This window comes from Merdimonas faecis (assembly GCF_001754075.1).
GTDB classification, from domain to species: domain Bacteria; phylum Bacillota; class Clostridia; order Lachnospirales; family Lachnospiraceae; genus Merdimonas; species Merdimonas faecis.
In genome coordinates this window covers 45561-67318 of record NZ_MIEH01000007.1, presented here as the reverse complement: position 1 = coordinate 67318, position 21758 = coordinate 45561, and the positions used below count along the sequence as shown (strand labels likewise).

Below are 21758 nucleotides of genomic sequence, written 5' to 3'. Positions count from 1 at the left end.
TGAAAGATGAAGTTTACAAAAATGCAGGGACTGGGGAATGACTATGTCTATGTGAACTGTATGGAACAGATGGTTGAAGATGCGGCTGAAACTGCAAGGCGTGTCAGTGACAGACATTTCGGGATCGGATCAGACGGCCTGATCTTGATCTGCCCGTCTGACAAGGCGGATTTTGAGATGCGGATGTATAATGCGGACGGCTCCAGAGGGGAAATGTGCGGCAATGGCATCCGCTGTGTGGGTAAGTATGTTTATGATTACGGACTGACGGACAAGACCTCTTTGTCCGTGGAAACACTGGGTGGGATCAAGCATTTGTTTCTGGAAGTGGAGGATGGAAAGGTAAGTCTGGTTAAAGTGGATATGGGACCGGCTATCCTGGAGCCGGAAAAGATTCCGGTGACTGCAGAAGGGAGCCGGGTGGTAGACGAGCCGCTCCAGGTGGACGGAAAAACCTTCCGGATGACCTGTGTGTCCATGGGGAATCCCCATGCAGTGATCTATGTGGACGATGTACAGGGGATGGATCTGGAAAAGACAGGGCCGTCCTTTGAGAATCATGAGCGCTTTCCTAACAGGATCAACACGGAATTTGCCCATGTGCTGGATCGGAACACGGTAGAAATGCGGGTGTGGGAGCGGGGCTCCGGAGAAACTCTGGCCTGCGGGACCGGCGCCTGTGCGGTGGCTGTCGCCAGCATCTTAAATGGGTATACGGAAGATCAGGTGACGGTCCGGCTTCTTGGCGGCGACCTGAAGATTGAGTGGGACCGGGAGGCAAACAAGGTATATATGACCGGTCCTGCCGAAGTAGTGTTTGACGGAGAGATCCGCCTATAGACAGTCAAAATTTCATAAAAAATAATATAGAAAAGCAACAAACAGGAGGAAGTAAACATGTTTAAAGTCAATGAAGATTATCTGAAACTGCCGGGGAGCTATCTGTTCTCTACGATTGCCAAAAAAGTGGCGGCATACCAGGAGGCAAACCCGGATAAAAGTATCATTCGTCTGGGAATCGGAGATGTAACCCAGCCGCTGGCGCCGGCAATCATTGATGCACTGCATGGTGCGGTGGATGAAATGGCTCATGCGGAGACCTTCCACGGGTATGCGCCGGATCTTGGATATGAATTTTTGAGAAGTGCTATGGCAAAGAATGACTATCAGGACAGGGGCTGTGACATTGCGGCGGATGAGATATTTATTTCTGACGGGGCAAAGTGCGATTCCGGAAATATTCAGGAGATTTTTGCAAAAGATAATAAGATTGCCGTATGTGACCCGGTGTATCCGGTATATGTCGATACCAATGTTATGGCAGGACGTACCGGAACCTATGATCCAAAGACAGAGACCTGGAGCGATGTGATCTATATGCCGTGCACAAAAGAAACAAATTTTGCGCCGGAGCTGCCAAAGGAGACGCCGGATATCATTTATCTTTGCTATCCGAATAATCCTACCGGTTCCACGATCACCAAAGCGCAGCTTCAGGAATGGGTAGATTATGCAAATAGAGTGGGAGCGGTCATTATTTATGATGCAGCTTATGAGGCCTATATTTCCGAAGAGGATGTGCCGCACACTATTTACGAATGTGAGGGGGCAAGAACCTGTGCCATCGAGCTTCGAAGCTTTTCCAAGAACGCCGGATTTACCGGTGTCCGCCTGGGGGCGACAGTGATCCCTAAGGATTTAAAGAGCGGCGACGTGATGCTTCATTCTCTGTGGGCGAGACGCCACGGAACCAAGTATAACGGCGCGCCGTATATTGTCCAGAGAGCGGGAGAGGCGGTATACTCAGAGGCCGGGAAAGCGCAGCTTAAGGAGCAGGTGGCTTACTACATGAAAAATGCAAAGGTCATCTATGAAGGACTGAAAAGTGCGGGCTATCAGGTGTCCGGAGGCGTCAACGCACCGTATATCTGGCTGGAGACGCCAAAGGGAATGTCCTCCTGGGAGTTCTTTGACTATCTGCTGGAAAAGGCAAACGTAGTCGGCACCCCGGGCTCCGGATTCGGGCCGAGCGGGGAAGGGTATTTCCGCCTGACTGCATTTGGAAGCTATGAGAATACTGTGGCAGCCATTGAACGGATTAAACGCATTTAGTGAATATGCGGACAGATCCAGCTAGCAGGTCTCGCAGAGGATCTGCAGCTCTGTCCGGCACTCCTGCACGTCATCCGTCTGGTGGATGTCAGCCAGCAAAAGCTCCAGGATAGGGCCTGCGGGCGTGAGCCCGTGTTCTTTTGCATAGGAAAGGAGAGCGGGGATGTAAGTTTCATTCCGGGCACAGCTGCCGTCATAGCTGACGGTGAGATAGATGCCTTCCGGGATGACTTCGTCTCCGCTTTTTTCAATAATAAAGACCTGGGAATAGTCCCGGTAATTGCCGGCTCTGGCGCTGGACAGGGGAATGACTGAGCCGATCCGGTTGTTGCCGATGATATAGAGCTTATCCGGGTCCTTGTTGACCAGCTGTTTGATCAGCATATCCATTTCTTCGTCGATCTGGTAGCCGGAAGGGATCGTATAACAGTGGCGTCTGCCAATGTATTTCTGTTCGATGACGCCAAGGGGCTGGGTGCGGATTTCCTTTAATACATCCAGGCGGTCTTCGATGTTTGACTTTAAGTTTTCCAGGGCGCGCATCCGTTTTTCAATGACGGACAGCTCCCGGGTCAGGAGCTCTTCCGTGGAATCGAGACTTCGGTGTTCCAGGTATTCCTGGATCTGGGCCATGGAAAAGCCAAGCTCTCTGAGATCCCGGATCACATTCAGTCTCCACAGATCATGGATATGGTACATGCGGTAGTTATTTTCGCCGCGATGTGGTTTAAGGATGCCGAGTTTTTCGTAATAGCGGAGGGAGTCCGGACCAACGCCGTAAAGCTCCACGATTTCTCCGATGCGGTAGTAGTGCTTCATAAAAACCTCCTTTGCGCAGCAGTGCGGACCGATTTTACCGGTCCGGATTGCGCTTTGCGCAATCATTGTATCATAAAGCCTATGGAAAGGCTATATTTGCGGTGTTTGTGAGGGTAAATCCTCGTTTATGACTGAATAGTTACAAAAAAATAAAAAAAATGAAAAAAAGGCTTGATTTTTGTAAAAAAGCTGGTATAATAAAACATGTTCGCTGGAAACAATGCGGATTGGTGTAATGGCAGCACAGCAGACTCTGACTCTGTTAGTAGAGGTTCGAGTCCTCTATCCGTAGTTCCTTGGCAGGGGCACCGGATACCTTGAAAACAGAGAGTAGAGGTATCTGGGACTTTTATCGGAGTGTGGCTCAGCTTGGTAGAGCGCTACGTTCGGGACGTAGAGGTCGCAGGTTCAAATCCTGTCACTCCGATTTTTTTATTGAAATACCACAAAGCTCAGTTGTATGGGTTTGTGGTATTTTTTGTTGTATTTCAAATAGTATTTATAAAAAGAGGTGATCCTTAATTTATAGGCTTGATACGGTTCTGCCAACTGAATATAATATAAAGACAAGCAGACGACAATTTATAGATTTCATCGTAACAGATATGAGAGGGAGATATCTATGCCAGAAAAGCAGAATGTCGAATGGAAATCAAAATGGAAAGATGAATATTTGGAATGGATATGCGGCTTTGCAAATGCGCAGGGAGGCAAGATTTATATTGGTTGTGATGATAATGGTAATGTTACAGGTCTGAAGAATACTCATAAACTATTAGAAGATATTCCAAATAAAATCCGCAATGCCATGAACATTGTTGTTGATGTAAATTTGTTGGGAGATAATGGGAAAGAATATATTGAAATTATTGTACCGCCCTATCCGGTCGCTATTTCCTGTAAAGGTGTTTACTATTATCGCAGTGGCAGTACAATGCAGACACTCTCTGGTCTGGAATTAGAAAGTTTTATTCTTCGCAAACGGGGAGCTTCCTGGGACAATATGCCATTGCCGGGATTTACTATTGACGATATCGACGATGAGCTTGTAAAGAAATTTAAGGGTCTTGCTGTCAATAAAGGACGGATAGACAAAAGTGTCTTATTAGAGTCAAAAGAAGATTTGATGGAAAAACTGCGTTTAACAAATGCTGGTTGTTACACAAATGCAGCCATGCTCTTGTTCAGTAAAAACCCAGATAAATGGCAGCTTGGCGCTTATACAAAAATCGGTTTCTTTGAGACAGATGCTGATTTGCGGTATCAGGATGAAATTCACGGATCAATATTAGAACAGATTGATAAAATTATCGAGGTCCTTCATTTAAAATATATGAAAGCCATTATTTCTTATGAGGGGATTCAACGGATCGAACGATATTTCGTCCCCGATGACGCTCTTAGGGAAGCTCTGCTGAATGCTTTATGTCATAAGCAGTACGAATCCTGTACGCCCATTCAAATCAGTGTCTATGAAGACCGACTTTATATTGCCAACTGTGGAAAATTGCCGGAAAACTGGACGGTTGAAAATCTGATGTCGAAGCATGCATCTAAGCCATATAATCCGGCCATTGCAAATGCTTTTTATCTTGCGGGGTTTATAGAAAGCTGGGGACGTGGAATAGAGAAAATATGTCAGGCTTGTGAAGAAGATGGTTCTCCGGCTCCTGTATATACTGTTCATCCGGGCGATATAATGATCCGCTTCACTGCTTCAAAAGACCGGGTATTACGGATTTTTGCTGATAAGGTGACTGACAGGGTGACTGACAGGGTGACTGACAGGGTGACTGAAAGTGAGCAGGAACTTCTAACTCTACTGATTGAAGATCCGGCGTATACGTATGTAACATTGGCCAAAAAACTGGGGGTCAGCCGTAAAACTGTCTCTTTGAAAATAAAATCTCTAAAGGGAAAGGGAATTCTTCAGCGGATAGGTTCCGATACAAAAGGGTATTGGAAAATAAATAATGAATAATGTATGCGATAAGGATCATTGCTTTCTTTAAAAGGAGTGATCCTTAATTTTTAATCTTTAATCTGCCTGTCAGAAAGGCTTTAACCCTCCCCCAATAACCTCTCCACCGCATTTACTGCCTTCAGATATCGTGAAAGATATTCCGGGGACGGAGAAAAGTCGCTCAGCCTGGAAAGACATTCCTTCAAGGCATATTCCAGATTGGTATTCATACGCACCAGATAGATACCGCCGTCTTTCCGGTCGCGGCTATGCCCGGCCATGTGTTCCAGAATACGGATTTTCTGGATCTCATCCAGGGCATCGGCGGAGGAAAGGCATTGGAGCAGCCGGCGGATGTGGTCCTCTACCGGGGAGGAGACGGCGTGCAGTACTTCTATCAGACGTCCCACGATAAGCCCGTAAGTTTCCTGGCATTTTGGATCTTCAAGCTTTTCAAAATGCTCTTCGATCAGCTCCTGGCGCCAGAGCTCCAGAGTGGCATGGGGAAGGTGGAGCGCCTTGTATTCGGCATATTTTGATGTGCTGTCGTGGAACATGTGAAATTCCAGTCCATTGTATTCCATAAAAAAATCTTTTGCTTCATGAATATTCATAGTTTTCCTCCGGGGCTTTTGAAGTCCTGTCTTTTATCCGTGTTTCAGCGGGGGCTATAATCTGAGTTTATCAATCCCTGAGAGAAAGTGCAAGCGATATGGGATAAGTGTATGCGCAAATGATTTACGCCGGATTCGCCATATTAAAGCCTTTGACTTATCAAAAAATTTACATCATCTTACTTACATTTAAACTTCTTATTAAGAATTGTTAAAGGTCAGTTGCTATGATTAATACTGTCTTGTCAATGTCGAGTAATTTAGGAAGGAAAACTACTAGATACTATGACGAAAAAAATTCAATTTAAGAAGATTGGAACGGTCGGCGCATTTGTACTTCCGGCAATGATCCCGCTGATCGTTTTCTGGATTTATCCGATTCTCAGAACAGTCTATATCAGTTTTACCGACTGGGATTATATGATGCCGGAGTATAATTTTGTCGGTGTTCAGAATTTTATCAACCTTTTCCATGACAGCAGATTTTACGACGCACTCTGGAATACAGTAGTATTTTGTCTGGGGACATTAGTCCCTACGATTGTGCTTGGTCTTATGCTGGCTCTCCTGATGCAGAAGGCGTTTAAGGGAAGCGGAATTGTGAAATTCATACTGTTTTCACCCTGGATCACGCCGACGGTTGCGATTTCCATCGTTTGGGTATGGATCTATGATCCGGATACAGGAATTGCAAATCAGATTTTACGGTTCCTGCACCTGCCTGCATTGGAGTGGATCAACAGCTCGGATACGGCGATGCTGGCGGTGATCATCGTAACCATCTGGAAGAGTCTGGGGTATGCAATGATTTTTTATCTATCCGCACTGGAAAAGGTGCCAAAGGAGCTGTATGAAGCCAGTGCGTTAGACGGCGCCAGAGGATGGCAGAGGTTCCGGGATGTAACGCTTCCGGGAATTTCGCCGACCACGTTCTTTCTGTCCATTATCACGATGGTTAATTCGCTTCAGGCCTATGATCAGATCCAGATTCTGACACAATCTTATCTGGAAATAAAAAAATTTTAAGATAAGATTCTTTTTCTTTTTGGAAAACAGTGGATATTGTGAAAAAGTTCTAAAAATAGAGTCTAGAAATAAGTAAAAATGACAGTTTTGACGATTACTTAATTAAATTTATTTACAAAGTATTCGAGATGAGATATAATGTCCACAATGAAAGAGGAAACCTATTTAAAGAAATAGGAAAAAAGAAGGAGGAATGAATATGAAAAAAAGAGTATGTGCCGTGTTGTTGACCGCCGTGATGGTTTTTGCAATGGCAGGTTGTTCTGTTAGCTCTGATTCGGGAGAAACAACAGCAGATCCGGGAACGACATCTACTGATGAAAGTGGTGAAAGTTCTGATAGCAACTCAACGACTGAAGGTTCGGGAGATGGAACATGGAAAATAGGAATTGCGAATCGGGAGATTACTAATGATTATAATCGCTTAATTGCCTATGGTGCACAGGATGTTTTTGAGGAAGCGGGATGTGAAGTGGTTATGACAGATGCCGAGGCAGATGTTCAAAAGCATAATGAAAATATCGAATCACTTCTTAATTCAGACATTGATGCACTTTTGATCCAGTTGGGTGACAATGATCAGCTGGCTCCCTTGTGTGCCGAAGCAGCAGAAAAGGGGATTCCGGTTGTAACTGCTGGTATCAGTTCACATATCGATAACACAATCTGTGATGTAAACGGTGATGATGCACTTATGGCAACATTGCTTGCGGACGCAATATTTGCATCCATCGATTACAGTGGTGATGTGTATGTTTTCTATGTGCCAGGGGCACCATTGCTGGAAAATCGTTTGGCTGTATTTGAATCTGTTGCAAGTATGTATCCCGATATTAATGTAGTTCCGATGTCTACAGAGCATAATGTGTCCCGGGTGCAGTCTCAGACAGAAGAACTTCTGACGGCAAATCCGGAGGAAGGCAGTATTGCTGCGATTGTTGGAACTTATGATTCGTTGATATCCGGGGCTGTGGAGTCTGTTCGGCAGGCAGGACGTACAGAGATTGTTATGGGTGGAATTGATGGTGATCAGGTGAGCTTCCAGATGCTGTTCCAGGAGAATACGCCATTTAAGGTATCGGTAGTTATGGATGCGAACAGTATCGGGGAAACTGCAGCCAATACACTTCTCGGGGTACTGAATGGAGAGACTGATCCGGAAACAGTTCCCGCTAAGATTGCTACAGAATGTTATACAGCTACGCAGAGCAATGGCGTAGAAGCGGCGGAAAAGAAATGGGGAGAAACGGTGTGGGAGAATATAGGTTTCGCAAAAGAGGATGTGGAAGCTACTTACCCGCAGGACGATGAATTAGTTGTCTGCTATCCGACTCTTCCGTAAGTAATCTGAACAAAAATAAATGCGTGCAGGCTTTAAAAAGCCTGCACAAATTACATAGTACTGAAAGCGAGATGTGAAAACCTATGACAAATAATATTTTTCTTGAATGTAAAGGCATTTGTAAGTCTTTTGGAAGCAATAAGGTACTTAGAGATATTAATATTCAGATAAAAAAAGGAGAAGCACATGCATTTCTTGGCTCCAATGGAGCGGGGAAATCTACACTAATTAAAATTATTACCGGTGTCTATTCGAAAGATTCCGGAGAAATTCTGGTTGATGGTAAAGTGGCGGATATTAAATCACCACAGGATGCAGAAAAGCTGGGGATTGCCGTTATTCATCAGGATCAGCAGATGGTTCCTTTGTTTGATGTGACCAGGAATGCCTTTTTGGGATCTGAATTGACGAATTCTGCCGGGATTCTGAACCTAAAAGAAATGCGACGGCAGGTGCAGGAAAAACTGGAGTATATTCAGGCGGATTTTACTGTAGATCAGCAGATAGAATCTTTAAGTGTAGGGCAGCGTGAACAGGTTGCAATTGTATCAGCCCTGTTAAAAAATCCTAAATTGTTGATTTTGGATGAGCCGACGGCTTCTCTTAGCAGTAAAGAGATTTCACGATTATTTGAAATCATTAACTTGTTAAAGAATTCTGGAGTCACGATTATTTATATATCTCACCATTTGGATGAGGTATTTACGATTACAGACAGTATCACAGTACTTCGTGACAGCCGTGTTCAGGGAACACTCCCGACAAAAGAGGCAGACTCAAAGTCAATCGTTGCGATGATGATCGGACGGGAATTGAAGGAGTTTTATCCGAAGGAACAGGTTGCGGCTGGCGAGCCGGTTCTTGAGATTAAAGATCTGCATTCAGGAAAGCTGGTAAAGGGAGTGTCCTTTTCATTAAAAAAGGGAGAAATCCTGGGGCTAGCCGGTTTGGTGGGGGCGGGAAGAACAGAAACGATGCTTGCAATGTATGGTGCGGAAAAAGTCTCCAGCGGAACGATTCTGATTGAGGGAAAGGAATATAAACCTAAATCACCGCTAAATGCGGGGAGATACGGAATAGCATTTATCCCTGAAGACCGAAGAAATGAGGGAATTGTTGCCCCGATGAGTATTCGGGAAAACATTTCTTTATCAGCGACAAAGCTCTGGACAAAATTAGGAATTATACAAAAGAAGACAGAAAAACAAGGGACAAAAGATATTATTAAGGCTCTGGATATTATTTGTACCGGTACAGATCAAACGGTAGGAGAACTTTCTGGAGGAAACCAACAAAAAGTCGTAATTGGCCGATGGCTGGTAGGAAAATATAAAATTTTTGTTTTTGATCAGCCAACCACAGGTGTTGATGTGGGAGCAAAAACAGAGATTTATAAACAAATGATTGCTCTTGCAAAAGAAGGCTGTGGAATCATATTTATCTCATCTGAGAATGAAGAGCTTCTGGGAATTTGTGACAGGATTGCGGTAATGAATAAGGGAAAAATTGTAAAGGAATTCGAGGCCGCTGAGGCAACAGAACAAGATTTGCTTTACTGGAGTACCGTAGGAGAGGAGCGTGCATAGTATGAAGCAGAAAAAGGGATTTGACATAGGGAATGCAGTGATCAAACGCGGTACAGGAATAGCAATGATTTTGATTCTGCTGATCCTGGGATTAAGGGCACCTCTGTTTTTTAGTCCTGAGAATATCATGACTGTTTTGAAACAGAGCGGCGTACTTGTTATGACAGCATTAAGTATTACTACGGTACTAATTGTAGGTGGATTTGACATGGGAGCAGGTGCGTTGGTGCAGCTTACATGTAATATTGCTGCGGGTTTGATTATTTCGGGAGTAAACCCGGCATTAACCTGGGGTGCCGGGCTGGGAATTGGATTAGTGATGGGGCTGATTAATGCAATCCTGGTCGTATTTGTTAAGATTCCAACCTTTGTTACGACATTGGGAACGATGTATCTAATGACCGGAATGACAGCATTGTATAACGGTGGCAGTGCATTAACGTTTGAATTGATTGTTAACTTTAATATGATGGGACAAGGAGAAATACTTGGATTTCCAATCATATTTTTAATCGTATTACTATTTTGTATAGCGCTTAATTTTTTCTTTAAGCATACGCGAACTGGCCTTCGGATGTATGCCTGCGGCGAAAATAAAAATGCAGCAGATATACATGGAATTGACAAAAGAAAGCTCATGATCCTGGGTTACGTGATTTCTGGAGCTTTACTGGGATTTACGGGAGTTTTACAGTGTTCTTATAACTATGGAGCATCAGCAGTAGACTATGGCATGGATTTCCTGATCAGAGCATTAGCATCGGCATATTTGGGAAGTACATTTTCTAAAACGGCAGAGCTCAGCATGTTTGGAACTATGATTTCTGGAGTATTCATTGCGGCATTATCCAATGCAATGGTAATTAACGGTTTTTCTAATCAGATTGTATCTGGAGTGCTCGGCAGTGTATTGATTCTGTCCATCTTACTGACCGTTATCAAGAAACGTGAAATCGGTCAAGTAACGATTTTTTAAAGGAGGGTAAACTATGGAAAAGAGACTAGAAGAAAAACGTATGTTATGCCCGGACAGAATTCTTGATTTTGTCAGAAACTATGGGGCCGTAGTGGGGATCCTTTTATTGCTGATCATTTTTCAATGTATTGATCATCGTGTGCTTCGGCTGGCAAATATATGGGGAGTGCTGCGAAATAATACTTTTTTGATTATGATGGCAATGGGGATGACACTTGTAATGTCTGTACGGGGTATAGACCTTTCGGTGGCACAGGTTGCAGATGCGGCAGGAGTTTTAACCGCATTTTTAATCTTAAATGGAACAAGTGCTGTGGCTGCTGTAGGAGCAGGACTTGGGCTTGGACTGATTGTGGGAGTAGTCAATGCGGTTTTAATGGCATATTTGGGCGTTCCCGCATTAATTGGAACACTTGGAATGATGTACGTGGTGAGAAGTTTTGAATTGGTTCTGACAAATGGCGCTCAGCCGCAGATGCTATTTACTCTGAATCACTCTATTACAGGTTTCTTCCTGAATATTGGTCAGGGTGATGTGGCTGGGATTCCGAATGTATTAATTATCTGTGTTATTGCAATTATAATTATTTATCTAATTAAAGAAAGATCCCTCATCGGACGTCATATGGATGCCCTTTGTGGAAATGTACGAGCCTCCTTTTTAAGCGGAATTAATGTCCGGAAAACCTTTGCTATTACGTTTGTGCTCAGTTCATTTCTTGCAGCGATGGCGGGTCTTATGATTACTGCGAGAGCAGGGGGAGCGACGCCAAGAGCTGTGGAGTCATATTTGAATGACTGTTTTGTGGCTGTATATGTGGGGACTCTGCTCTCGAAAGATCGGAAATTCAATGTGATAGGAACAGTTGTTGGATGTTTGTTTGTAGGATTTATGAGCAACTTCTTTACTTTGCAGGGAATAGGAAATGGCACAAAGCAACTGTTTAACGGATTCTTTATCATTGCGGCAGTTGCACTTGGAACCCTGAGAGCAAAGAAAAAATAGAATTCAATGTGAAAAGAGATAAGGAGGATAAGTATGCTGAAAATTGATGCACATTCTCATGCGGGAGAGGGAGCAGCAAAATGGAGCGGACAGCAGGTTGTAGATCGTATGGATACGATTGGAGTTGACAAGACAGTGATATTTCCATTTACAGAAGGATTTTTTCACAATGAAGATATTCCTAAATACGTGGCGGAAAATCCGGATCGTCTAATTCCTTTCTGCTCAGTAAATCCGTGGAACTTTCATACGGCAGCAGACGAACTGGAAAAGTGTTACAAAGAGGGATTCAAAGGACTAAAATTGCACCCTACTCTCTGTGGATTTCGGTTAAGTGACCATAAGTTGGTAGACCCATTGTTTGAAATTACACAGACATATGGGGGAGTTGTTATAGTACATGGATCAGCCGATCTTTATAATTGTCCGCTTGAATTTGACAGGATGGCAAGGAGGTTCCCTAAAGTGCCGCTTTTGATGGCTCATTGTGGTTTTTTTTGGGAATGGGAATTGGCGATTGAACTAGCCATGGAAAACGATAATTTGTATCTGGAGACATCCAGAGTGCCGGGATTTGAAACGAGCAAGATCATTGAAAAACTGGGAGCTGAGAAAGTAATCTGGGGAACCGATGGACCGTTTTGTGACTATGAGTGGGAATATAAGAAAATTGAACGCTACGCAAAAACGGAGCATGATTTTGATATGATTATGGGCGGAAACATTGCAAATCTGCTGAAATTATAGGTTGAAATTTGAAATCCCCGGCCGATCGCCGGGGATTTTTGCGACCGGAGACTTTCCTTTGCAGAGAAAATCCTGTAAAATAAAACTGGAAAAAAATAACAAAAAATACATATAAATATGAGGGTAAGAGGGCAGCTTTTCATGAATCGTGTGGATATCAAAGAACTCAATCGTCAAAGGGTATACCAACTGGTGTATCAGGAAAATCAAATTTCAAAGCCGACAATTTCTGCAAAGTTGAAAATCAGTCTTCCGACAGTGTCGCAATGCGTAAACGAACTGATTGAGAGGGGGCTGGTGTCTGAGAAAGGATATTTTGAATCAACAGGCGGGAGAAAAGCGGCAATTATCACTTTAAACAGAGATATTAAAGTGAGTGTGGGAGTGGAGATTTTAAAGGAGCTGATACATCTTACAGTTGTCGATCTGTATGGGGCTGTTATCCGGGAAAAATTTATCCAATTCCCGTTTAAAGACAGTGAGGAATATTGCTCCCATGTAGGAAGATATATTATTGAGTTTGTAGATGAATCTCAGATTGATTATAATATGATCCTGGGCGTAGGGATTGCAATCCAGGGACTGGTAGACAAAAAGACGGGAAAAGTCACATTTGGAAGAATTTTAAATGCAAATGGTTTTGATGCAGAGCGAATTGGTAAATATATTCCTTTTCCGTGTGAACTGCGTCATGATACAGAACGGGCAGCTGCTTATACTCTTTGGCATAATCCGAAGATTAATGATGCATTATACGTGGTGTTAAACAGGAATCTCGGAGGAGCGGTAATTATTAATGGAGAAGTGCACCATGGACAGATACTTCCAAGTGGTTTGATCGCGCATATGACACTGATCCCGAATGGAAGGACATGTTATTGTGGCAAAAAGGGCTGCGTAGAGGCCTACTGTTCAGTAGATTCCATAACAAGAACTTTTAATCAAGATCTGAAAAGTTTTTTCTTTGATCTGCGGCGAGGACAGCCGGAGCATGTCCGGTTTTGGGAAAAATATTTGGCTTATTTAGCCGGGGCGATTTATAATTATCAAATTCTTATGAGTACAGAAGTGGTGATTGGAGGATTGGCAGCAGAGTATTTGACGGAAGAGGATATACATAAAATTATGGATATGGAGCTGCAGGGCTCTAATATAGCAGAAACACTGCCCAAAATATGGATATCAGAATATAATAATACATCTGCAGGTGCTGCGCTGATCTATATCAAAGAGTTCCTGGCAGAATTTGGAATTACCGGAAGGTATGAGAGTGTAGAAGAATAGTCTGAACGAACCGTTGGCCAGTGCATACCTGGATATGTCATTGAAAGGGCATGGACGCAAGCGAGATATTAATTGACACATATGGAGATATTGACTATAATATACTTAACAAGGGAGCCGTTGGCCAGTGCACACCTGGCCGCCGGTAAAATATTTAACTATGGAATAGCGCCTTACTTTACCAGAGCAGGGGCGCTATTTTTGTGCTTTATTATTGTGACCATCCCAGCTACAGCATCTGCTGTGCCAGGCAGAACTCAAGAAAGTCCCAGGGCACATCAGAAGTCTCTAGTGTACCGGGATAAATGCAGTAGAAGTCCTCAGATTCATTATATTCTTTGACATGGATAAGAGCCAGGTCATTGTTTTCCAGAGATTCTTCGACGGCACAGCGGTACAGAAAAGAGATCGACTGACTGTTCTTTAAATACTGGATGCAGGAGTACATGCTTCCGGTTTCAAAAGAAATATTGAAGGTATCCAGATCATATCCCAGACGAGTAAAAGCGTTTTTCAGAATTTCATAGGCATGAGAATCCTTTTCCCTGTAAACGATATTTTCTGACTGCAGCCGGGATAGAGAAACTTCCTGTCCGGCCAGCGGATGGGCCGGATTGCAGACACAGCAGACCGGTTCGCGGCGGAAGGGGCGGTGCTTCATTTCAGGGCAAAGATCGAAATAGTCGGTGATGCAGAAATCAATTCCCCCCTGCAGAAGCTGTTGCTCCAGCTGTTCCGAGGAAACAATGAAAGAGGAGATCCTGCGGTCAGGGTGCCTCCGTGTATAGGAAGAAATCAGCTTCGGAAGGATAAATTCACCGATTGTAGGATCTGCACCGATACGGATCACAGGAATATCCGGCAGGCGGAATGTTCACAGAATCATCAGAATTATTTCATAGATCTATCACAGGAAGATCACAACATTTCTGTAGAATCATCACATCAGTTTTTTATGCCTGAAGGGAAAACATGATGGAGGTGACGGATGTTGGGAAGCCGGATAGAAGAACAGGAAAGAATGATAGAGCTGGTGCGGCAGGGAGCCTGTAAAAGAGCATTGCAGGAGATGGATGAAAAAGCAGTGCAGAAAATGCGGCCGGAGCAGGTAAGCAGACTACTCTCTGCTCTGATCCCGTTTCGTTCCAGACCGGCCCGGGAGATTGAAGAGCTGGTATTCCAGAACGGAAGATGGAGCTGGACCGAAAAAGATGAAGAAGGATTTTGGCTGCATGAACAGATAATACGGGGCGGGCGTGTGGACATGGCGGCGAAGGCAGCCGAGAGAATACGGAAAAGAGAGGCGGGAGATTCCGGCCTCTCTTTTGTATGGGCGGAATTAGTGGTTTACCTGCTGGACAAGTGCCAGCGCCTGCCGGCGAGAAATATGCTAGAATAAGGGATCCTTCGATGTATGGACGAAGAAGAATCCTGCAGGGTTCTGGAAAGTATTCTGGCTTATCAGGATTTAGAACTCTTAGGGATTGCACTGAAATATACCAGGAATATCCCGACAGAGCTTTTGCAGGTACCGGAAGACGAGCGGGAAAACAGGTTTATGCGGGAACTCCTGAATCTGTATGTTAAATATATTGATATACAGGATGATACCAAAAGACTGTGGAGGATTTCTCTTTGCTGCGGCGCCGAAGTCATGGCAGAGCGGCTCCTGAAGAAGACAGAGGATTATCAGTATCTCCCGCAGATTGCGGAAGGCCGGGAGGAGGTGTTTGATCTCCTGCTTGGCGTGCCGGCGCGGAAGGTTCTGGACGAGGTAAAAAAGGAAGTGCTGTACAGTGCGCTGGTCAGTGAACACTGGAAAGAACGTCTGGAGACGCTGGAGCAGAAGGGATGGACAAAAAGCAGCCGGCAAAGAAAAGGAAAGATCCAGTTTGCGGACGAATCCATAAGGAGGCTGGAAAAGAAAAAATATGCATCTGATAGAAGGGGGAAACTGGAGCAGGTGGCGGATAAGGAAAGAATCAGATTTGTAAAGGCATATGGGCAGGAGTAGAGCGTGGGGGCGTGACGCCTTGCATCAGATGTCCGGATATAGTAGAATGAATCCATCTTTGAGATATATTAGGAAAGGATTGAAGGTCATGACGATCAATCAGCTGAGTTATCTTATCACTATTGCCGAGACAGGATCTTTGAATAAAGCGGCCGAGCTTCTGTATATTTCCCAGCCCTCTTTATCCGGTGCGGTACAGGAACTGGAAAAGGAGCTGGGAATCATTATATTCCGGCGCACCGGCAGAGGGGTCACGCTGACCACAGACGGGGCAGAGTTTTTGCTCTATGCAAAGCAGCTGTATGGCCAGTACGAGGAAATTTTAGAAAAGTACGGGAAAAACGGAAGGCGGAAAAAGAAGTTCGGCGTTTCGACCCAGCATTATTCCTTTGCCGTAAAGGCCTTTGTGGAGATGGCAAAGGCTTTTGATATGTCAAAATATGAGTTTGCGATCCGGGAGACGAAGACAGAAGAAGTGATCCGGGATGTCAGTAATCTGAAAAGTGAGGTCGGCGTGCTTTACCTTTGTGATTTTAACCGTAAGTGGATAGAGAAGCTGCTTCGGTCATCGGGGCTCATATTTCATCACCTGATTGACTGCCGGGCTTATGTCTATTTATGGAAACGCCACCCGCTGGCCGGTGAAGCGGCGATCAGTTTTGACCAGCTTCGGGATTACCCCTGTCTGTCCTTTGAACAGGGAGAGAACAGTTCCTTTTATTTTGCGGAGGAAATCCTGGCGGACAATGAATACTCCCGGATAATCCGTGCAAATGACAGAGCCACGATGCTGAACCTGATGATCGGCCTGAACGGATACACGTTGTGTTCCGGTATTATCTGCGAGGAATTAAACGGAAATGATTTCCTGGCAGTCCCGTTCCGGGATGACGAGGAAAACCGGAACAGTATCATGCAGATCGGATATATTGTAAAGAAAAATACGATACTTACCGAAATGGGAGAGCTGTATGTAGAGGAGCTGAAACGGTGTCTTAAGATGTGAATTTTCTGTGTAGATATTGTGAAAAGTCTGCCGGCGCCGTCTTCTTGTGCTATAGTTATCAAGCAAATGGAAAAAAGTCAGGGAAGAAGGTGGAACATGAGAATCATCAGACGGCTGCCAGGTGTTCTGTCCACAGCGGTAATGGTTTCCTGCCTGGTCGTGACCTCTGTAACGGCGGCGCCTTCACAGGATAGCCTGGAAGAGCAGAAATCCGCGGCGGAAAGTGAAGCGGAAGATCTGCAGGCACAGCTGACCGAGCTTTTGGACAAAGTCGGAAAGATGGAGGAAAAGCTGATCGAGACAGGAGAGAAGATCACGCAGACACAGTCGGATCTGGAAGAAGCACAGGCAAAAGCAGAACAGCAGTATGCAGACATGAAAGTCCGGATCAAGTATATGTATGAAAATGGGGAATCGGATCTTTGGGAAGTCTTTTTAGAGGCGAAGGATTTCTCGGATTTTCTGAATAAGGCAGAATATGTAAGCAATGTGCACTCTTATGACAGGCAGCAGCTGGAGGAATTAAAGAAGACGCAGAATGAGATCCAGGAATTAAAGGACACGCTGGAAACAGAACAGGCAAGCCTGGAAAGCCAGCAGGCAGACTATGAGGAGCAGGAAACCCAGTTAAATGCGCAGCTGGAGGAGACAAAGGCCCAGATTGCAGACTATGATGAACAGATCCAGGCAGCTGCAGAAGCGGCGGCACAGGAGGCGATAGCCAGAGAGGCTGATAATACAGACACTGCTTCGGAAGAAAGTTCCGGAGGTACTACGGATGGCGGCAGCAGTTCCGGAGGCTCCGGCAGTACATCAAACAGCGGATCTACAGGAAGTTCCAGCGGAAATACGTCTGTGGCACAGACCATTGTAAATGCGGCATACAGCCAGCTGGGCGTACCCTATGTTTATGGAGGGACAACGGCGGGTGTAGGCTTTGACTGTTCAGGGCTGGTACAATACTGCCATGCAGTAGCGGGAATCTCTTTGCCAAGGACATCCCAGGCGCAGGGAGGCTGCGGCATAGCGGTCAGTGACCCGCAGCCTGGCGATCTGGTATGCTACGGAAGCCATATTGGAATTTATATTGGAAACGGGCAGATGATTCACGCGCCTCATACTGGAGATGTGGTGAAGATCGCAAGTGTATACGGATCTCCATGGTATCGGCGATGCTGGTAAAATTGAATATAAGTATATGGGAAACGGCGGCACGGAAGAAACCCGTGCCGCCGTTTTGCAGTAATATCAGTTTCGCCAGAAGAACATTTATGCTAGAATGGTAAAAAACGTAAGAGGGGGATAATGATGAGAATCGGGATCTGTGATGATGAGCCGGTTTTTCTGGAAATCATGCAAAAAGAGCTGGAGGCGTATTACCGCAGCCTGGATCTGGAGGTGCGGGCGTTTTCTGACGGAAAGGAGCTTGAGGAGGCGGTAAAAAAAGAGCCGTTTTCTTACACCTGCATTTTTCTGGATGTAGAAATGCCGGGGATGAACGGATTTGAGACGGCAAAAGCATTGCGGGACGCAGGATGTCAGGCGCCGGTGATCCTTCTGACCAGTCATCGTGAATATGCGCCGGAAGGATATGAGGTTGGAGCCTTTCGTTTTCTCACGAAACCTCTGGAAAAAGATAAGCTGCATCGTGCGCTGGAGGCAGTGGAAAATGAGAAAAGGGACAGGGGGCGTCTGCTGGTTAGCCAGAGCGGAAGAGAATTCTATCTTCCGCTAAATGAAATTTTATATTTTAAAAGTGAAAATGTATATCTGGATATACAGACGGAAAAAGGTCGTTTTCTGGTTCGGAAAAAATTAAAGGAACAGCTTGCAGAGTTACCAGAAACAGCTTTTTTTCAAGTGCACAGAAGTTACATTGTAAATCTGGAAAAGATACAGTCTTTTGACGGGAAAGAGGTCGCTTTGGCAGACGGAAGCAAGATCCCTGTGGGGAGAGGGAAAAGAGCGGCGTTTCAGGGGGCGGTGATCCGATATCTGAAAGAGGGAGATCAATGATGGGAGCAAAATGGGGGATGGTCATCTATAACTGTATATCTGCAGCGGAGATCCTGCTGGCGCTTGTGTGTATCAGCAGAGTAGTTTACCTGGAGCCGGGAATGTCGGGAAGAAGGAACAAGATCCTGTTTGCAGTAGCGTTTCTTGTGCCAACGCTGTTTGTGCAGATATGTCCGGGAATGAGCAAGGATATCTTTTCGGCTTTCCCTGTTTGCTTTTTTGCTGTTTACATGGTGATCGTAAGAAGGGAAAAAAGAATCCGGGGAATATTCCTGACGGTTCCTGTGCTTGGGTTCCTGATGGGGATCGTATCCGTATTTTATGCGGTCCCATATACGCTGACGGGGAAATATCCGTCAGAAGGCGGCTGGCTGTATGCAGTGGACGCGCTGTTCTGGATCGCTGTTTTGATCATTTACTGGAAACGAGACGAGACCGTGCACCTGCTCCGGCTGGATGAGCCTTATCGGAGGCTGGGGAAGTGGGAGAGAAACTTTCTGCATGCGGCGGGGGTGTTTTTGTTTGTGATAGGAGCGATGCTGATGGCGGTCACACAGACGGGCATATCCGGCACTGCGGCCAGAGTGATTACTGGATTTGGAAGCCTCGCGTCGGTGTTTTTGGAAATGTCTGTGGTCATTTTGGTATGGCAGGGGAATCAGAAAGACTATTACCAGTATATGACTACGATAGGAGAGCATTATCTGCAGGCTGAGCTCCGGCATTTCCGGGCATACCAGGAAAGGGAGACCAGGGTGCGTAAAATGCGCCATGACATGAAGAATCATCTGCTCTGCCTGAAGGAACTGGCGGAAAACGGAAAAACGGAGCGGATTAAAGAGTATCTGGGGGAGCTTTCGGGGGCCTTGCGTGAAACAGAGCAGACAATATACAGCGGAAATGAGATTGCGGATGCAATTATTAATGAAAAGGAAGTGCTTGCAAGGGCGGGCGGCGTCAGGATCAGCCTGGAAGGAAGACTTCCCGAGGAGATTACGATAAAAGCGACAGATCTGTGTACGATTTTTGCCAATGCGCTGGATAATGCATTAGAAGCAGTGAAAGATCTGGAGGAAAAATGGATTGATATCCGGATCAGGCAGCAGGGGCGGATGCTGTTTATCACATTCCGGAATCCCACGGAGGAGAAAGAAGTTGTGTCTCCTGGCAGTACCAGAAAAGAAGATCCGGAAAATCACGGATTTGGGATCCTGAATATGACCTATGCGGCAAAAAAGTATCAGGGAAGTGTGCAGTGCGGGATTGAAACTGCAAAAGGCACAAGAGTGTACAGTACAGAGATTTTACTGCTTTTGCCGGAGAAGGAGCGGGAAGCCTGAGCTCTCCGTGTGCCGTTTACAACATACAGAGCACCGTTTGCAACGAAAAACGGGTGCTCTGTTCTTTTTTGCCTTATAGTAGAAAGCGAAAAGAAAAGGATTTGAAAAGTTAAGGCAAAAGGAGAGACGGAATGAAGAAAGAAATAAAAAAGCTGGTGAATCAGATATCAAGAGATGTTCTGGTTTATTATGTGCTGTTGGCAGGGGTAACATTTACATTTGCAATCGTAAGGAGTGTGATGATGTTATCCAGGGCAGGAGGCGGTGAGACCGGGACAGTGGTTGCGGAATTGGGCAAGAGTGTAAGAGCGCATGCGGGAATCCTGAGTATTGCGGGAACTGCGGCAGGGCTTTTGTTCCTGTTTTTTCGGTATCGCAAAAGAGGAAGTCTTAAAAGGATGTGGCAGGAGAGAAAAGAGATGAAGCTGCCTGCATTTCTGCGTATTTTCTGTGTGTTTATGTCCTGTCAGGTAATCTTTATGGCGGCAGCAGCACTGGCGGAAGCAGCATTAAATCCCCTGGGATACACGTTGGCGGAAGCAGCACAGAACGCTACGGCCATCAGCGGGACGCTGCCGTTATTTCTTTATACCGCACTGGTAGGGCCTGTGGCAGAAGAAGTGGTCTTCCGGGGATTTATCATGGACAGGCTGCTCCCCTATGGCAAAGGATTTGCGATTGTTTTGTCGGCAGTACTGTTTGGCGTGATGCACGGAAATTTCCTGCAGGGGCTGTTTGCGTTCGGGGCAGGGCTGGTATTTGGCTATGTTGCGGTGGAATATTCTCTGAAATGGTCTGCCCTGATCCATGTAATCAATAACATGGTATTCAGCGATCTTCTGGGGAGAGTAACAAAGCAGCTGCCGGAGACAGCCAGGTCGGCTGTAGAGTACGGGATTGCGCTGGCGTTTTTTGCAGCGGCATGTGTAATCCTGTTCCGGAAAAGAAATGAAATCCGCGGCTGGTGGCAGGAAAACCGGCCGGAAAAGAGATACTGGGCCTATGCGTTTACCGCTGTATGGATGATTTTATTTATCATCATGGAGATTTGCGTGGCCATGGACGGCGTAGGCCGCATCTAATATTCATTTATGAAGACGGGCAGGCAATCTCCATCATCTGTTCGATAACGTGGTGCAAAAGCTGTGCCTGAGGAGTTTTGGCGGCTTTATAATATACTTCTTTCCCTTCCCGGCGGCTGGTAATAAGGCCGCTGGTTTTTAATTGTCTGAGATGGTGAGAGACGGCGGGACTGCTCATGTCTACCATGGAGGAAATATTGATCACACATTCTTCGCAGTGGCATAAAAGCCAGAAGATACGTACACGGCTCCCATCGCCCATCTGTTTGAAAATATCTGCTACTGTCTGAAAATCATCAATACTGGGCAGCTGTGCCAGATTCTGTTCGATATTCTGTCCGTGGTCGTGGGGCAGTCTGTAGTCTGTCATGGTAGAATCTCCTTCCGCTGATGTAATGCCAGACTGCAGGCTTTGCCTCTGGCATCTTATAAGTTATTCTATTATAGGTTCCGGGACGGCGCAATAAAAAAGTAAAAAAGATTAGGCTAAGGGATTGACATATCCTGATACTGTGCATATAATAAAACCAACGATTAAACAAATGATTAATTGTTTGAGATGAGAATGAAGGGAAAGGAAGCGGGAAAATGAAGAAGACGTATAAAATCGACGTTGACTGTGCAAACTGTGCAAACAAAATGGAAGAAGCGGCAAATAATACCGCAGGGGTGAAACATGCAACTGTTAATTTCATGATGCTGAAGATGATCGTGGAGTTTGAGGAAGGCTATGAGCCAAAAACGGTCATGAAGGATGTGCTGAAAAACTGCAGGAAGGTAGAAGACGACTGCGAGATTTTCTTATAATCCGCTTAAAGCAAGGAG

22 protein-coding genes and 2 tRNA genes are annotated in these 21758 nt (G+C 45.3%); 20 read left to right on the top strand and 4 right to left on the bottom strand.

From position 1 onward, the window contains the following. The first annotated feature begins 6 nt into the window (after positions 1-6). Both dapF and BKD12_RS03115 read left to right on the top strand, forming a co-directional pair. Entirely contained in the window at positions 7-840 is an 834-nt protein-coding gene (gene dapF / locus BKD12_RS03120; protein ID WP_070087873.1) for a diaminopimelate epimerase, read from the top strand. 57 nt (positions 841-897) lie between these two features. After that, a complete protein-coding gene (locus BKD12_RS03115; RefSeq protein ID WP_070087872.1) occupies positions 898-2112 on the top strand; it encodes an LL-diaminopimelate aminotransferase in 1215 nt (404 codons plus the stop codon). Positions 2113-2133: 21 nt separating this feature from the next. Here the strand turns inward: BKD12_RS03115 and BKD12_RS03110 are convergent, their stop codons facing one another. Then, positions 2134-2931 (bottom strand): MerR family transcriptional regulator, encoded by a 798-nt coding sequence (locus BKD12_RS03110; RefSeq protein ID WP_070087871.1) that lies wholly within the window; start codon positions 2929-2931, stop codon positions 2134-2136. A gap of 221 nt (positions 2932-3152) precedes the next feature. On the opposite strand from BKD12_RS03110, the gene BKD12_RS03105 reads away from it, so the two are divergent. The 3 genes from BKD12_RS03105 to BKD12_RS03095 all read left to right on the top strand — a co-directional run bounded on the left by BKD12_RS03105 (position 3153) and on the right by BKD12_RS03095 (position 4912). Beyond that, positions 3153-3223 (top strand) — tRNA-Gln (locus BKD12_RS03105). Between the two features lie 61 nt (positions 3224-3284). Beyond that, a tRNA-Pro gene (locus BKD12_RS03100) sits at positions 3285-3358 on the top strand. A gap of 195 nt (positions 3359-3553) precedes the next feature. Next, complete coding sequence (locus BKD12_RS03095) at positions 3554-4912, top strand: ATP-binding protein (protein WP_070087870.1); 1359 nt, start codon at positions 3554-3556, stop codon at positions 4910-4912. Between the two features lie 80 nt (positions 4913-4992). On the opposite strand, the gene BKD12_RS03090 is transcribed toward BKD12_RS03095, so the two are convergent. Further along, positions 4993-5508 (bottom strand): hypothetical protein, encoded by a 516-nt coding sequence (locus tag BKD12_RS03090; protein WP_070087869.1) that lies wholly within the window; start codon positions 5506-5508, stop codon positions 4993-4995. A 285-nt stretch (positions 5509-5793) separates the two neighbouring features. Between BKD12_RS03090 and BKD12_RS03085 the strand changes: the two genes are divergently transcribed. The 7 genes from BKD12_RS03085 to BKD12_RS03055 all read left to right on the top strand — a co-directional run bounded on the left by BKD12_RS03085 (position 5794) and on the right by BKD12_RS03055 (position 13475). Then, positions 5794-6534: a carbohydrate ABC transporter permease gene (locus tag BKD12_RS03085; RefSeq protein WP_083262813.1), complete on the top strand. Its 741-nt coding sequence runs from the start codon at positions 5794-5796 to the stop codon at positions 6532-6534. A 199-nt stretch (positions 6535-6733) separates the two neighbouring features. Beyond that, complete coding sequence (locus tag BKD12_RS03080) at positions 6734-7876, top strand: sugar ABC transporter substrate-binding protein (RefSeq protein ID WP_070087868.1); 1143 nt, start codon at positions 6734-6736, stop codon at positions 7874-7876. Positions 7877-7959: 83 nt separating this feature from the next. After that, positions 7960-9462 (top strand): sugar ABC transporter ATP-binding protein, encoded by a 1503-nt coding sequence (locus BKD12_RS03075; protein ID WP_083262811.1) that lies wholly within the window; start codon positions 7960-7962, stop codon positions 9460-9462. A 1-nt stretch (position 9463) separates the two neighbouring features. Then, on the top strand, positions 9464-10438 hold the full coding sequence (locus BKD12_RS03070) for an ABC transporter permease (RefSeq protein ID WP_070087867.1): 975 nt from the start codon (positions 9464-9466) through the stop codon (positions 10436-10438). 13 nt (positions 10439-10451) lie between these two features. Continuing rightward, on the top strand, positions 10452-11444 hold the full coding sequence (locus BKD12_RS03065; protein ID WP_070087866.1) for an ABC transporter permease: 993 nt from the start codon (positions 10452-10454) through the stop codon (positions 11442-11444). A gap of 33 nt (positions 11445-11477) precedes the next feature. Beyond that, on the top strand, positions 11478-12191 hold the full coding sequence (locus tag BKD12_RS16365; protein ID WP_242872690.1) for an amidohydrolase family protein: 714 nt from the start codon (positions 11478-11480) through the stop codon (positions 12189-12191). A 141-nt stretch (positions 12192-12332) separates the two neighbouring features. Continuing rightward, complete coding sequence (locus tag BKD12_RS03055) at positions 12333-13475, top strand: ROK family transcriptional regulator (protein ID WP_070087865.1); 1143 nt, start codon at positions 12333-12335, stop codon at positions 13473-13475. A 229-nt stretch (positions 13476-13704) separates the two neighbouring features. Here BKD12_RS03055 and BKD12_RS03050 read toward each other — a convergent pair whose 3' ends face one another. Then, complete coding sequence (locus BKD12_RS03050; protein WP_070087864.1) at positions 13705-14325, bottom strand: substrate-binding domain-containing protein; 621 nt, start codon at positions 14323-14325, stop codon at positions 13705-13707. 141 nt (positions 14326-14466) lie between these two features. Between BKD12_RS03050 and BKD12_RS03045 the strand changes: the two genes are divergently transcribed. The 7 genes from BKD12_RS03045 (at position 14467) to BKD12_RS03015 (ending at position 20933) form a co-directional block, all read left to right on the top strand. After that, on the top strand, positions 14467-14874 hold the full coding sequence (locus BKD12_RS03045) for a hypothetical protein (protein ID WP_176730914.1): 408 nt from the start codon (positions 14467-14469) through the stop codon (positions 14872-14874). 15 nt (positions 14875-14889) lie between these two features. Next, on the top strand, positions 14890-15489 hold the full coding sequence (locus tag BKD12_RS03040) for a hypothetical protein (protein ID WP_070087862.1): 600 nt from the start codon (positions 14890-14892) through the stop codon (positions 15487-15489). Between the two features lie 88 nt (positions 15490-15577). Continuing rightward, positions 15578-16495: a LysR family transcriptional regulator gene (locus BKD12_RS03035; protein WP_070087861.1), complete on the top strand. Its 918-nt coding sequence runs from the start codon at positions 15578-15580 to the stop codon at positions 16493-16495. 96 nt (positions 16496-16591) lie between these two features. Beyond that, complete coding sequence (locus BKD12_RS03030; RefSeq protein ID WP_070087860.1) at positions 16592-17677, top strand: C40 family peptidase; 1086 nt, start codon at positions 16592-16594, stop codon at positions 17675-17677. A gap of 126 nt (positions 17678-17803) precedes the next feature. Next, the gene (locus BKD12_RS03025) at positions 17804-18511 is read left to right on the top strand and encodes a LytR/AlgR family response regulator transcription factor (RefSeq protein WP_176730913.1); all 708 of its coding nucleotides are present in this window, start codon (positions 17804-17806) and stop codon (positions 18509-18511) included. Further along, positions 18508-19851 (top strand): sensor histidine kinase, encoded by a 1344-nt coding sequence (locus tag BKD12_RS03020; protein WP_070087858.1) that lies wholly within the window; start codon positions 18508-18510, stop codon positions 19849-19851. Before BKD12_RS03025 ends, BKD12_RS03020 begins: the two co-directional genes overlap by 4 nt. Positions 19852-19982: 131 nt before the next feature. Continuing rightward, on the top strand, positions 19983-20933 hold the full coding sequence (locus BKD12_RS03015) for a CPBP family intramembrane glutamic endopeptidase (protein ID WP_070087857.1): 951 nt from the start codon (positions 19983-19985) through the stop codon (positions 20931-20933). A gap of 7 nt (positions 20934-20940) precedes the next feature. Here the strand turns inward: BKD12_RS03015 and BKD12_RS03010 are convergent, their stop codons facing one another. Beyond that, on the bottom strand, positions 20941-21303 hold the full coding sequence (locus BKD12_RS03010; RefSeq protein ID WP_070087856.1) for an ArsR/SmtB family transcription factor: 363 nt from the start codon (positions 21301-21303) through the stop codon (positions 20941-20943). 218 nt (positions 21304-21521) lie between these two features. Here BKD12_RS03010 and BKD12_RS03005 point away from each other — a divergent pair, with 218 nt between their 5' ends. Beyond that, positions 21522-21740 (top strand): cation transporter, encoded by a 219-nt coding sequence (locus tag BKD12_RS03005; RefSeq protein WP_070087855.1) that lies wholly within the window; start codon positions 21522-21524, stop codon positions 21738-21740. The last annotated feature ends 18 nt before the right edge of the window (positions 21741-21758 follow it).